We start from the raw sequence: 13,607 nt of genomic DNA on the forward strand, positions 1-13,607 counted from the left end.
GTACCCATTGTGGTGCGCCGCCTTTTGTATTGCCCACAGCGGCGAAGCCGCAGATGGGTCCCTGATGACTCTATCCCCAAAAACGTGCCATTGACTCTGCAGGAGGCTCTCTTCCCAGAAGAGAGCTGCCCACGGGGCTGAGAGATGGGGATGGGAATGGCCCGCAGGATCCATCAGAATACCTCTGTCTGCTGGCGCAGACATCTCCCTTTAAAAAAGGGAGACTATCCATCGGCGGCTGTTGCCGCAGGATATCAGCCTGCGGCGCTGTCTCCCCAAAAGATAGGTGAGGCAGGGGCAGTTTCAGGGCATCGCAGCTGGCACACTAAAAAGGCAGTGTCCCATCAGGGGGCACTGCTTTTTGTATTGGAGGATACAGGGAAGAGAGAAGAGAGAAGAGGGAAGAGGGAAGAGCGTATCCGCCGCGAAGCGGCTGACCCAGTCTGACCGTCTGCAGTCTGACTGTCTGCCGTCTATCAGCTACACCGCCAGCCATACGCCTGACCGCTATCGGCTGACCAGCTTTCCTAATAGCTAGCCGCTGGCAGCTGGAAGCCCCCAATTGTTCGCACGGTGGCTGGCCACCCGACACCCGGCCCGGAGGGCCTGGCCAGCTCAAGGCTCAAGGCTGAAGGCTCAATGCCCTCGTCCGCTCGCACGCAAGCTTTACGGCTGCTTCCTACCTTTCTCCAGGGCTTCCGCCTTTTCCCGGTCCTTTTCCGCCAGGTCCTTTTTTCCGGTCTTTTCGTAGAGAGTAGCCCGGAAACGGTAGCTACGGGCATCGCCCGGTTTCCTCTTCAGGAATTCATCCATATCGGGGATCCCCTTTTCCGGCTGTCCCATGGCGTCGAAGGTCTGGGCACGGCTGCGCCAGGTCTCCGCATGATTGGGGTACTTTTGGATTCCCTCAGTGAGGATTTCCAGCGCTTTTGTGTAGTCTCCTTTTTCTTTATAGGTAAAGCCCAGGTTATTCAGAATCATGCCTTTGTCCTCTTCTTTGGCAGCGGCGAGTCCCTTTTCATAGATTCCGATGGCCCGGTCGTAATCTCCGGCTTCATTGTATATATTTCCAAGGCCTATATAGGCAAGGGTCTCATCGGGCTGCAGGCGGAGGGCTTCCTGGTAATCGGCTTCCGCTTTTTTGTTTTCATTCAGTTCCCTGTAACATAATCCCCGCTGTGTCAGGTTAAAGGCTTTCTGTTTTCCGCCCAGGTTTATGGCTTCCGTGTAATCAGCGGCTCCCCGGGCGTAGTCTTTCCTGCTTAGGAAGAACCAGCCCCGTTCGGACCAGGCAGCCGGATTGTGGGGAGACGGGTGACGGCGAGATCCAGGATCTTCAGTGCTTCATCGTCCTTTCCGTCTCCCTGGTAGAGCTGGGCCAGCAGCCGGTAGGTTCTCATGAGTTTGCTTTTCCGGTCCACCGCCTTCTGCAGGTTCTCCCGGGCAAGGTCATCCTTTTTCTGCTGCGTGTAAATAAAGCCCATCATATCATAGGGCTTGGATGCCTCCGGCTTCAGCCCGGACGCCTTTTCCATCCAGGTCAGGGCGGTATCGTCCTTCCTTTCAGCCCTGTAAATAAGGCCGGTCATATAGACAGCCCTGAAATTTCCGGGGTCTTTCTCCAGCACCTTTCCATAGCTTGCCAGGCTTTCATCGTACCGGGAAAGGTGGAAAAGAGTCTCCGCTTCTTCCAGTTGGGTGGCTTCATGAAATGTGCCCGGCAGGTTCACGGACAGGGCACGGCGGAAGTCTGCCAGTGCCTTTTCATAGTCCTTCAGGTCCTTATAGATGGAGCCCCGGGCCATATAGGAAAAGGCATCGGACCGATTGACTGCGATGGCTTTTGTAAAAGTATCGACTGCGCCTGTGGGATCCCCGTTCATAAACTGCAGGGTTCCCAGTATGCGATAGTTGATGTCGATCCGGGGAGAGAGACGGATGGCCTCTTGCAGATAACCTATAGCCTTCGGCAGGTCCTGGTGATCATTCCTGCTGTAAAGAATGCCCAGCATGGTATGGAGCATCCATTCATCCGGTCCGTCGGCGATGGCTTTTTCCGTCCACCGGCAGGCATCATCAATGCGGTTGGCCAGCATATAGAAATGGCCCACCACCGCATCAATGGTGCCCCTCTTATCGGACCGCGCCGCTTCCCGGGCGGAAAGGAAGGCAGCCTCCGCCTCTCCAAAGTTCCCCTGTTGCAGGAGAGAAATGCCCCTCTTCAGTTCCTTTACATCCCTGGTGGCCATGCTGCTCGAGGCACTGATGCCTGACGCTTCTGCTATTCCCGCTTCCTGGGTGAGCCGGGTCCCCAGGGCCGAAGCAAACCGGGAAATTGAAGAACTGTCCCCACCGCCCTCTGCTGCCACCGATACAAGGGGCACAGACAGGGACAGAGCCAGAGCCATAAGAACGGCGAAACCTTTTCTTTTCATAGAACCACTCCCTCACAAAAAGCCGGTAGATATGCTGACTACATTATATAAAAAGAATTGAGATTTGAGAATGGAGAAGCTTGAAACATAAGCTCCCGACAACAAGCTTACTTTTGGGGTAACTTTATAAAGCCCCTGGAAAATCTAATTTTTTTCGGGGTTATTCCCTCCTAAAGCTGTTGTATAATAACTTTAGGTTCTTTATGAACCGGACGTGGTTAACGGATTGCTGCTGTCAATCAACAACAGTTATCCCCTGCGAAGCAAGGTATTCAGCGAGTTGAGTCCTCGTCATTACCCTTTTAGCCTTTTTAGGCTTCTTCGCAGTCATGTAGCCGTCAGTTTTGTAAGGCTCGTCCTTACTTAAGATGTGCCAGATGGCAGTCAGGAACATCTTACAGATTGCGATGATGGCTTTCATGTAACCACGTCTGCTTTTTATACGGTTAAAGCGACTTGTAATTTCCGGGTGGTCTTTTGAACGTACAACTGATCTGGCAATATTAACCAGCAGCGGTTTCAAATATTTCCCTGCCCGGGATATTTTTCTGCCTTTTACCTTGTGGGCACTTGAATCGTGGCTCGGACATACACCTGCCCATGAACAAAGATGTCTGGCCGAAGGAAATACACTCATGTCCGGACCAATTTCTGCCAGCACCCGCATAGCGGTAAATGGGTCCCTGTCAAATCCTGGGACCGTCCTGATCAGCTCCAGCTGATGAGCATAGGGTTTCATTCTCTCTGCAACGTCCTGCTTGAGCACTGCTTCATCTTTCACAGTTCTGTCTAACCTGCTGAAGGCCACTTTGAGTTTGGACAAAGAAGATATATCTACAGATGATGCCTTTGCTACTGCCTCTTGGATAACAGGGATTGGCGTCTTGCATCGTTTTCCAATGAATGGGGCCACATTAAATTTCTCACCAGGATGATTAAGCATATAGTCAATGATTGATCTTGATGTCTTCCCAAATACATCTGAAAAAACAACATCAAGTTTGATGCCTTCCCCGGTTAAGCAATTCAGTATGCGGTTTTTCTCTCCAGTCATTGCATTATGAATTTTCTGGCAGTACCGGATTGTTGACCTCATGATTCTGAATTCTTTTGATGGAATAAAACTTGCAACCACACGTCCACTGGCATAGGATTTTGCAATCCATTTTGCATCAGCGGGATCACTCTTTTTACCTTTTAATGGTTTGGTGTACTTGGGATGAGACACAAGGGGATGTAATCCGGCTTCTTCCGCTGCATCATATATTGGATGCCAGTATTGTCCGGTAGACTCCATACATACATCATGACAGTTTTTGGAAATGATCCAATCAGTCATTTTCTTCAGGTCTTTGGGATACGTAGTAAACTGGGCGGTATAATATTTAACCGGACTGTCACTATTGTCATAGATAAAGACGGCTGCAAATACTGATTTCTTATGGACATCGAGCCCACAGCATATGGGATGAATATATTCATTTCTGTCACCAATTTCCATGCGTTCATGCATTGCATCTTTCCTCCTTTCTACAATAAGGATAAATAAAGAAGTAAAGGTGAATGTAGCGGACATTGACTGATCATTCTGAATCAATCGAGACGATTGTACAAAGATATAAGCTTACGGGCTCTATTGCCGGGCCAAAACCCGGCGGCACCAATTTTCAATTCCAAAGAATGATCTCCATATTTAATTGAACGGGGTAGTCGCTGCCACAGCTCCACCACTCAGCTCCACGGGTTTATGTAGTATATCCGCCCATCCACCATAAGTATGTACCCAAATAGGGGATAAAACCAATAGAAAGTGATGTTAGACAACTCCCGTTTCTTTGATATTCAGTGGCGCACCGCGCCCAATCTCTAATTGAGGTCCCGCGGCTTCGCCGATAAAGGCAGAATTGAGAATTGAGTTTTGAGAATTGAGGTCCCGCGGCTTCGCCGCAAAAACACCCTGCCCTCCCTCTTTAGAGGGAGGGGGGACCGCTTTAGCGGTGGGTGGCCGTATGGGGGCTTTTAGCTGTTAGCTGCTGGCTGCTGGCTTTCAGGAAAGCTGGCCAGGCCCTGTGGGCAAATGAGATCGAGGCCGCGGTCGAGATCGAGGAAATAGGGCCCTGCGGGCCGGATGCCATCAGATTCTACCAGCGACTTTGCTGGTAAATGTGGCGGCGTACCCATTGTGGTGCGCCGCCTTTTGTATTGCCCACAGCGGCGAAGCCGCAGATGGGTCCCTGATGACTCTATCCCCAAAAACGTGCCATTGACTCTGCAGGAGGCTCTCTTCCCAGAAGAGAGCTGCCCACGGGGCTGAGAGATGGGGATGGGAATTGATGGTACCGGGCCCGCAGGGCCCTATCCTCTCGATCTCGACCTCGGTCTCGATCTTATCCGCCCGTTTACATGCAATCCCCAGCCATACATCTGCCGCGGGGCGGCGGGACCTCAACTCTCAACTCTCAACTCTCAACTCTTAGCGGCGCAGCCGCTGATCCCCCAACCCCTTTACATCGAAAACTATCCATGATATAATATGGTTGTCGAGAGATATCGATACAGTTTAGACAAGTAAAAACAATTTATTATATAAGTTTAAAGCAAAGGAGACCTATCATGAAATTATCCAAGAAACTCTTGAAAGCACTGAACGGACAGATCAATATGGAACTGGCTTCTGCCTACCTCTACCGCGCCATGTCCCACGACATGAAGAACCTCGCCCTCCATGGCTATGCGAAATGGCTGGACAAGCAGTATGAAGAAGAAAGGGAACATGCCTTTAAGATCATTTCCTACGTGGAAGACAGGGATGGGGTAGTGGACTTCGATGACATCGCCGGCGTAGGCAAGCACTACGGCTCCCCCCTGGACGCAGCGAAGGACTCCCTTGCCCATGAAGAAAAGGTGTCCGCCGCCATCCGTGACCTCTTCCGCCTCGCCCGGGAAGAAGGGGACATTGAGACGGAGCTCTTCCTCCAGTGGTTCATTACAGAACAGGTGGAAGAAGAAGTGAATGCCCGGGACAACGTGGCAGGCTTCGAAAAGGCAAAGGACTGCGAAGGCCTCCTCTACATGTTCGACGCCCACCTCGGCGGCCGGTAAGAAAAACTACAAAAGCTCCTGTCCCCAAAAGGGACGGGGGCTTTTATTATGCCTGAAAAGAATAGAACCTGAGGTCATCTATATCGATTATAAATCCATGATTTCCTTTATTGACGGCTCTATTAATTCCCCAATAAAATAGAGAAAGAATAAATGTGCGGATATTGATTTTGATACCAGTGGATAATTGCGAGGTGACTCATGGAACCATCGACACTTGGCAGGGAAGGGGAAATTCTTGCCCGTAGATATTTAGAACGTAAAGGGTATTCTTATTTGACAGGAAATTTTAAAAGAGCCCACGGAGAAATTGACCTGATCATGAAAGATAGAGATACCCTGGTTTTTATCGAAGTGAAGACCCGCCGGAACAGAAGGTACGGGGAGCCCGTGGAATCCGTGGGCTTCACGAAGCAGAGACATATAAAATACGGTGCCCGGGTCTACGTGAACAGTCATCGCATTACGGACACTCCCATCCGGTTCGACGTGGTGGAAATCCTGTTTCTTCCTTCCGGGGAAGTAAAGTACCGGCATACGAGAAACGCATTTTATTGATTTCCAGTAAGAAAGGAGCTCTCTATGTACGCAAAAGTATTCGGTACCACCACCTTTGGTCTGAACGGCCATGTTATCGGTGTAGAAGTGGATATTAACAAGGCATTTCCCGCTTTTGATATCGTCGGCCTGCCGGCCGCTTCCATCAAAGAGTCCAAAGAACGGGTGCATTCGTCCATCCGCAATTCCGGCTACCACTTCCCGGTGGACAAAGTAACGGTAAACCTGGCGCCGGCGGACCTGAAGAAAGACGGTTCCGGCCTGGATCTTCCCATCGCCATCGGCCTCCTGACGGCCAGCGGGGAAATCCCCCAGGAATGTCTGAAAGATACCATTTTCATCGGAGAACTGTCTTTGAAGGGAGAAATCCGTGCGGTTCCCGGCATCCTGTCCATGGTGCTGGCAGGAAAGGAAAAGGGAATTTCCCGTTTCTTCATGGCCCCTGAAGTAACCAATGAGGCCCTGCTCTGCGAAAATATCGAAGTTTATGGTCCGAGGACCCTGAGGGAACTCGTGGAATTCCTGCTTGGCCGGGAATCCATGGCCCCTGCCGTGCGGCGAGAATCGAGGTCCCATATCATGAGTGACGTGGACTTTGCAGAAGTCCAGGGACAGGTCATGGCGAAAAGAGCTATGGAAATTGCAGCTGCCGGTGCCCATAATGTGCTCATGACCGGTCCTCCGGGGTCCGGGAAAACCATGCTGGCCCGCCGAATCACCACCATACTGCCTCCCATGACCAGGGAAGAAGCCCTGGAAGTGACGAAGATCTACAGCGTAGCCGGCCTGTTCAAAGCTGAAGACATCATCCGGGAACGGCCATTCCGCAGCCCCCACCACACCATTTCCATGGCCGGCCTCATAGGCGGTGGCACCATTCCTCGGCCCGGGGAAGTGACTTTGGCCCACCGGGGAGTGCTCTTTCTGGATGAACTGCCCGAATTTCCCCGGTCCGTACTGGAAGTCCTCCGGCAGCCCCTGGAGGACCGGGAAGTTCATATTTCCCGGGTCAATGCTTCCTTCACCTACCCCGCCGATTTCATATTAATCGCCGCCATGAACCCCTGTCCCTGCGGCTATCTGGGGGATCCGGACCATCCCTGTACCTGTACGGACGGTGAAATCCGAAGTTATGGCCGGAAGATTTCCGGTCCCCTGCTGGATCGCATCGACCTCCATGTTTCCGTACAGCGTCCCAAATACAGTGAATTGACGGCTACTATCCAGGGAGAGCTGTCATCGGCCATCGCCCAACGGGTGGATGGAGCCAGAAAAATCCAGGCACACCGCCTTTCCAAATGGCACATGCAGAACAATGCCCAAATGGGCCACCGGCAGCTCAAGGAAACCTGCACTTTGGACAAAGAGGGGACAGAAATGCTTCGGGAAGTATTTGAAAAGCTTCATTTATCCGCTCGAAGTTACGACCGCATTATCAAGGTGGCTCGAACCATTGCAGATTTGGATGGGCAGGAGCAGATTCGTTCTTCCCATGTGGCAGAGGCTATCAGTTATCGGAATATGATTCCCCGGAGGTAACTATGGATATATACGCCGCATCCCTCCCGGGATGTCCCGGACTTGGTGCAAAGCATATGCGTAGTCTGATTTCCTATTTTCATACAGCAGAAGATGTATGGAAAGCATCGGATGAGGAGATAGGTAATAGTGGACTCATCACAGGAAAACGGAAAAGTGCATTTTTTGCCTGGCGCCGAGAGACGAATCCTGCTGCAGTGGCCGAAAAGTTGTATACCGCCGGCATCCGGTGCTGTACCTGGGAAGATGAGGAATATCCGCCTCTTCTCAGGACAACGTCAAACCCACCAGCAGTTCTTTTCTATAAAGGCCGGTTGCCGGACCATGAAAAGCTGATGGCCATTGTGGGGTCAAGGAAATGTACTTCTTATGGATTGCAGACGGCAGAGCGGTTTGGGAAGAAACTGGCGGAGCAGGGAGTTGTCATTATTTCCGGCGGTGCCCGAGGTATTGACAGTGCCGCCCATAACGGTGCTCTGTCAGGAAAAGGGGTCACTGTGGTTATAGCGGCTTGCGGTCTGGACCGGGTATATCCTCCGGAAAATCGGCAGCTGTTTGACAGGATTGTGGAAAATGGTGGTGCTTTGATCTCAGAGTATCCTCCGGGGACGCCGCCCCTGGGACGGCAGTTTCCAGCTCGGAATCGGATTATTGCCGGCATGAGCCGGGGTGTGGTAGTCGTGGAAGCGGCGGAACGGAGTGGTTCCCTTATTACTGCTGACTTTGCGTTAGAAGAAGGGCGTGATGTGTTCGCTGTGCCTGGCAGTATTTATTATCCCTCCTGTATAGGAACGAACCTTTTAATCCGAAATGGGGCTATCTGCTGTACTTCATTCAAAGATGTGCTCTCAGAATATGGCTGGTGTCCGGAAGAAAGCGAAAAGCAAGCATCTTTCCGTCAGCCCATGACAGTGGAGGAAGAGACGGTGTACCAGTACTGCACCCTTGGGGAAGAGGTATCGTCTGAAGATATTCTCCAACAATCCGGATTTTCTGTTGCCCGGCTTACCATGGTACTACTCTCACTTCAACTGAAGGGTTATATCCGGGAAACCGGAGCGGGGCGTTACATGGTAATGTCTGATTAAAACAACCATAAAATAAAGAGTCTCACAGGTGAAATTCCGTTTCCATCGGAAACGGAATTCTCTTTCATATTTTACGGAAGCAGGAAAATTTGGGGTTGCAAGAACGTAAGTTATCTTGAATTTTTAGCATTTTTAAGTTTCCAAGGGATGCTTAGATTTCTTTTATTTCTTGATTTCTTTCTCCCTATCCTGTATATATAAGTAGGAATATGTGGTATTCTTATACAGACAATGGACAGGCTCCGGGGATCCGGGGCTGTGATGATATGGATATTTCTATGATTTCGGGAGCTTTGCTCCGGGGAGGTATCATTGGCTATAACGAGAACGATTACGGTGACGAGGAAGAAGCGGGGCCGGAAGGCGAAGGAAGTGGTGTTCAAGAGGAAGCCGAATCCGAAGGGGAAGACCCTGGTGGTGGTGGAATCGCCGGCGAAGGCGAAGACCATCGAGCGGATCCTGGGGCCGGACTACAAGGTCATGGCGTCGAAGGGGCATCTCCGGGACCTGCCCCAGCGGACCCTGGGTGTGGATATCGACCACGATTTCCAGCCGGAGTACGTGGACTCCAGCGAACGGGAAGACGTGATCAAGAGCCTCCAGAAGGAAGCGAACCGGTCGAAGACTGTGCTTCTGGCAACGGACCCTGATCGGGAGGGGGAGGCCATTTCCTGGCACCTGTCGAAGCTGCTGGACGTGAATCCCGAGGATAACTGCCGCATCGCGTTCCATGAAATCACGCCGCCTGCCATTAAGGAGGCCATCAAGCATCCGGGACCCATCGACATGAACCGGGTGAACGCCCAGCAGGCGCGGCGGGTGCTGGACCGGCTGGTGGGGTACAAGCTGTCCCCCTGGCTGTGGAAGCTGGTGTACCGGGGCCTTTCTGCAGGCCGGGTGCAGTCCGTGGCGACCCGCCTCATCTGTGAAAGGGAAGAGGAAATCAAAGCCTTCAAGCCGGAGGAATACTGGACCGTGGAGGCTCTCTACAAGAAGGAGGACTCCGAAAAGTTCCCGGCGAAGCTGGTGCAGGTGGACGGGAAGGATGCAGCCCTCCACAATAAGGAAGAAACCGACGCCGTGCTGGCGGATATCGACGGGAAGGAGGCGGAGGTGGTCTCCGTCACGAAGTCCCGGAAGCAGCGGAAGGCAAAGCCTCCCTACACCACGTCCACCATGCAGCAGGATGCGGTGAACAAGCTGAATTTCGGTTCCAAGAAGACCATGATGCTGGCGCAGAACCTGTATGAAGGCATGGAAATCCCGGGCCACGGCCATGTGGGTCTCATTACGTACATGCGTACGGACTCCACCCGTATTTCCGATGAAATGATCGCCCAGGTGCGGCCTTACATCGAAACGGTGTACGGGGAAGAGTACCTGCCGCCGAAGCCGAATGTTTTTGCGAAGTCCAAGAAGGCCCAGGACGCCCATGAAGCCATCCGTCCCACGAGTCTCCAGTTTCCTCCGGAAGCGCTGACTTCCGTGCTGTCCCGGGACCAGATGAAGCTCTATACCATGATCTGGCAGCGGTTCATCGCGTCCCAGATGGCGCCCCAGATTTCCCAGAGCACCACCGCCACCCTCCAGTGCGGCCGGTGCACCCTGAAGGCCGTGGGGAGCCATGTCACCTTTGATGGCTTCACCATCATGCAGCCGACGAAGGAAAAGAAGAAGGAAGGGGAGGACTCGGGCTTCCTGCCGCCCCTGAAGAAGGGGGAAATGGTGAAGAACGTGAAGGTGGACGGGGAGCAGCATTTCACCACGCCGCCGCCCCGGTACACCGAAGCGAGCCTCATCAAGACCCTGGAAGAAAAGGGCATCGGCCGCCCTTCCACCTACGCTCCTATCCTGGATACGATCCAGCGGAGAAAGTACGTGGTGAAGGAAGGAAAGCAGTTCGTCCCCACGGAAGTGGGCTTCAAGGTGACGGACCTGCTGAAGAAGTACTTCGAAGAGGTCATCAACGTGGGGTTCACGGCGAACCTGGAAAACTGGCTCGATAAGATCGCTGAGGGCCACGCCACCTATAAGAAGGTAATGACCGATTTCTACAAGGTCTTCGACAAGGAGCTGGAGGCAGCGAATCTTTCGGCGGATAAGGAGAAGAAGGAAAACCAGGAGGTCACGGACATCAAGTGCGAGAAGTGCGGCGCCAACATGATCGTGAAGATGGGGCGCTACGGAAAGTACCTCGCCTGCCCGAACTATCCGGAATGCCACAATATCAAGCCCTACAGCCTTCTCAATGGTCCTGAGGAAACGTCGGACGTGAAGTGCGACAAGTGCGGCACCCTCATGGTGTATAGGGACGGCCCTTACGGCCGGTACCTGAAGTGCCCCAACTGCGGCGCCAATAAGGCCATCGTCATCGATACGGGCATTACCTGCCCCAAGTGCCATGAAGGGCACATCGTGCAGAAACGGAGCCACCGGGGACGGATCTTCTACGGCTGCAACCGGTATCCGAACTGCGACTTTGCCCTGTGGAACGAACCGGTGGATAAGTTCTGTCCGGAATGCGGATCCATTATGGTGAAGAAAACCTATAAAAACGGGAAGGAGCTGGTCTTCTGCTCGAATCCCGAATGTCCTACGAGGGCGAAGAGTAAGAAAAGTAAGAAGAGTGAGTGAGATAGTGAGATAGTGGGTTAGTGGGTTAGTGGGTTAGTGGGTTGGTGCGTTAGTGAATCAGGTGGCTGGTGTCTAGTGGCTGGTGGCTGGGCGGTCAGCGGCTTCGCCGCAAAAGCACCCAGCCTCCCCTCTTTAGAGGGGAGGGGGACCGCGTCAGCGGTGGAGGGGTGCCTGATGGTATGGCGCGAGAGGGGCCGGGGATTTCGATTCATACGGTGGGAGCGACTTCAGTGGGAGCCCCCCTCCGCCTACGGCACCTCCCCCATAGATGGGGGAGGTAGAGACTCACCTGCGGTGCCTGATGGTATGGCGCGAGAGGGACCGGGGATTTCGGTTCATACGGTGGGAGCGACTTCAGCGAGAGCCCCCTCCGCCTGCGGCACCTCCCCCATAGATGGGGGAGGTAGAGACTCACCTGCGGTGCCTGATGGTATGGCGCGAGAGGGGCCGGGGATTTCGATTCATACGGTGGGAGCGACTTCAGTGGGAGCCCCCCTCCGCCTGCGGCACCTCCCCCATAGATGGGGGAGGTAGAGACTCACCTGCGGTGCCTGATGGTATGGCGCGAGAGAGACCGGGGATTTCGATTCATACGGTGGGAGCGACTTTAGCGAGAGCCCCCTCCGCCTACGGCACCTCCCCCATAGATGGGGGAGGTAAAGACCGGCCTCCGTCGCGCTAACAGATCGAAAGCCAGCAGCTGGAAGCCCCGTGCTGATGACTCCAACCGTAAGCATCGAAATCTGCGGCGAAGCCGCTGGACCGGGGCTCTCAACTCTCAAATCTCAACTCTATATTTTATCCAAGGAGATATTTCATTGAACGATCATGTAACTGTCATCGGTGCGGGCCTTGCGGGGAGCGAGGCGGCGTACCAGCTGGGGGAGATGGGGATCCCGGTGACCCTTGTGGAAATGCGTCCGGCGAAACAGACCCCTGCCCACCATACGGCCTTTTTCGGGGAGCTGGTCTGCAGCAATTCCCTCCGGGCGGCGGCCCTCACCAATGCGGTGGGGCTCCTGAAGGAGGAAATGCGGCACCTCCATTCCATCATCATGCACTGTGCCGATACCCACAGCGTCCCTGCCGGCGGTGCCCTGGCGGTGGACCGCATGGGATACGCCGAAGCGGTGACGGAGGCGGTGAAGAACCATCCCCTCATTACCTTTGAGGAGCGGGAAGTGACGGAAATCCCGAAGGACGGCATCGTCATCATCGCCACGGGGCCTCTCACGGAAGGAGCCCTGGCGGAGGATATCGAGAAATTCTGCGGCGGCGAAGGATTTCATTTCTTCGATGCCGCGGCGCCTATCGTGACGAAGGAGTCACTGGACCTGTCGGTGGTGTACCGCATGTCCCGGTATAACAAGGGGGAAGCGGCGTACCTGAACTGCCCCATGAACGAAGAGGAGTACAGGGCTTTCCGGGAGGCCCTGTGCCAGGCGGAGATGGCGCCGGTCCACGGTTTCGAAAACAAGAAGGTCTTCGAAGGGTGCATGCCCATCGAGGTCATGGCGGCCCGGGGAGAAGATACCATGCGGTTCGGCCCCATGAAGCCCGTAGGACTGCCGGACCCGAGGACCGGAAAGGATCCCTATGCCGTGGTGCAGCTTCGGCAGGACAATGAGGACGATACCATGTACAACATCGTGGGATTCCAGACTCACCTGAAGTGGGGGGAACAGAAACGGGTCTTCGGCATGATCCCGGGGCTGTCCCATGCGGAATTCATCCGGTACGGCGTGATGCACCGGAATACGTACATGGATTCGCCGGACATCCTGAATGGCACCATGGAAACGAGGAAGCGTCCGGGCCTCTTCTTCGCCGGCCAGATGACGGGGGTGGAGGGATACGTGGAATCCGCCGCTTCCGGCATCGTGGCAGCCTGGAGCGCCGCCGCCCGTTTCCTGGGCCGGGAACCGGAAGAGTTCCCCCGGGAGAGTGCCATCGGGTCCCTGTGCCACTATATTTCCCATTTCCAGGGAAAGAACTTCCAGCCCATGAACGTGAACTTCGGCCTGGTACCGCCCCTGGAAAAGAGGGTGCCCAAAAAGGAGAAGAACCTGAAGCTCTCGGAACGGGCGCTGCAGGCACTGGATGGTTTCATTGAAGAACATAAGAGATAAAAGAAACGCTGTGAATGGGATGGCTCATTCACGGCGCTTTTTTGTGGTTGGGCGGGGGCATTTCAAGAAGAATTGAGAATTGAGTGAAGAGAATTGAGAGGTTCAGCGGCTTCGCCGCAAAA

General features: G+C 53.8%; 9 protein-coding genes. 6 read left to right on the top strand and 3 right to left on the bottom strand.

Annotated features, from left to right (window positions below; translation table 11 throughout):
- Positions 1-666: 666 nt before the first annotated feature.
- From ACFWUL_RS04545 to ACFWUL_RS04555, 3 genes are all read right to left on the bottom strand, one after another.
- Positions 667-1,218, bottom strand: coding sequence for a tetratricopeptide repeat protein (locus ACFWUL_RS04545; protein ID WP_416178114.1), 552 nt, complete (start codon positions 1,216-1,218; stop codon positions 667-669).
- Between the two features lie 44 nt (positions 1,219-1,262).
- Positions 1,263-2,435, bottom strand: coding sequence for a tetratricopeptide repeat protein (locus ACFWUL_RS04550; protein ID WP_416177934.1), 1,173 nt, complete (start codon positions 2,433-2,435; stop codon positions 1,263-1,265).
- 235 nt (positions 2,436-2,670) lie between these two features.
- The gene (locus ACFWUL_RS04555; protein ID WP_416177053.1) at positions 2,671-4,011 is read right to left on the bottom strand and encodes an IS110 family transposase; all 1,341 of its coding nucleotides are present in this window, start codon (positions 4,009-4,011) and stop codon (positions 2,671-2,673) included.
- A 1,037-nt stretch (positions 4,012-5,048) separates the two neighbouring features.
- On the opposite strand from ACFWUL_RS04555, the gene ACFWUL_RS04560 reads away from it, so the two are divergent.
- From ACFWUL_RS04560 to trmFO, 6 genes are all read left to right on the top strand, one after another.
- Positions 5,049-5,537, top strand: a complete 489-nt coding sequence (locus ACFWUL_RS04560; protein ID WP_416177935.1) for a ferritin — start codon at positions 5,049-5,051, stop codon at positions 5,535-5,537.
- A gap of 201 nt (positions 5,538-5,738) precedes the next feature.
- Entirely contained in the window at positions 5,739-6,095 is a 357-nt protein-coding gene (locus tag ACFWUL_RS04565; RefSeq protein ID WP_297021805.1) for a YraN family protein, read from the top strand.
- A gap of 24 nt (positions 6,096-6,119) precedes the next feature.
- Positions 6,120-7,634 carry a YifB family Mg chelatase-like AAA ATPase gene (locus ACFWUL_RS04570; protein ID WP_297041888.1) on the top strand — a complete coding sequence of 505 codons (1,515 nt, stop codon included), beginning with the start codon at positions 6,120-6,122 and terminating at the stop codon, positions 7,632-7,634.
- A gap of 2 nt (positions 7,635-7,636) precedes the next feature.
- On the top strand, positions 7,637-8,722 hold the full coding sequence (dprA, locus tag ACFWUL_RS04575; protein ID WP_297021800.1) for a DNA-processing protein DprA: 1,086 nt from the start codon (positions 7,637-7,639) through the stop codon (positions 8,720-8,722).
- Between the two features lie 312 nt (positions 8,723-9,034).
- Positions 9,035-11,356: a type I DNA topoisomerase gene (gene topA, locus ACFWUL_RS04580; protein ID WP_416177936.1), complete on the top strand. Its 2,322-nt coding sequence runs from the start codon at positions 9,035-9,037 to the stop codon at positions 11,354-11,356.
- An 818-nt stretch (positions 11,357-12,174) separates the two neighbouring features.
- Positions 12,175-13,485, top strand: coding sequence for a methylenetetrahydrofolate--tRNA-(uracil(54)-C(5))-methyltransferase (FADH(2)-oxidizing) TrmFO (gene trmFO, locus ACFWUL_RS04585; RefSeq protein ID WP_416177937.1), 1,311 nt, complete (start codon positions 12,175-12,177; stop codon positions 13,483-13,485).
- Positions 13,486-13,607 lie beyond the last annotated feature (122 nt).

The organism is Dialister sp. (assembly GCF_047832375.1).
In the GTDB taxonomy this organism is placed as follows: Bacteria; Bacillota; Negativicutes; order Veillonellales; family Dialisteraceae; genus Dialister.

Coding starts and splice junctions, on each gene's coding strand:
- dprA (WP_297021800.1), top strand. CDS start 7,637: ATGGATATATACGCCGCATCCCTCCCGGGATGTCCCGGACTTGGTGCA.
- ACFWUL_RS04555 (WP_416177053.1), bottom strand. CDS start 4,011: ATGTCCGCTACATTCACCTTTACTTCTTTATTTATCCTTATTGTAGAA.
- ACFWUL_RS04550 (WP_416177934.1), bottom strand. CDS start 2,435: ATGAAAAGAAAAGGTTTCGCCGTTCTTATGGCTCTGGCTCTGTCCCTG.
- ACFWUL_RS04570 (WP_297041888.1), top strand. CDS start 6,120: ATGTACGCAAAAGTATTCGGTACCACCACCTTTGGTCTGAACGGCCAT.
- ACFWUL_RS04560 (WP_416177935.1), top strand. CDS start 5,049: ATGAAATTATCCAAGAAACTCTTGAAAGCACTGAACGGACAGATCAAT.
- ACFWUL_RS04565 (WP_297021805.1), top strand. CDS start 5,739: ATGGAACCATCGACACTTGGCAGGGAAGGGGAAATTCTTGCCCGTAGA.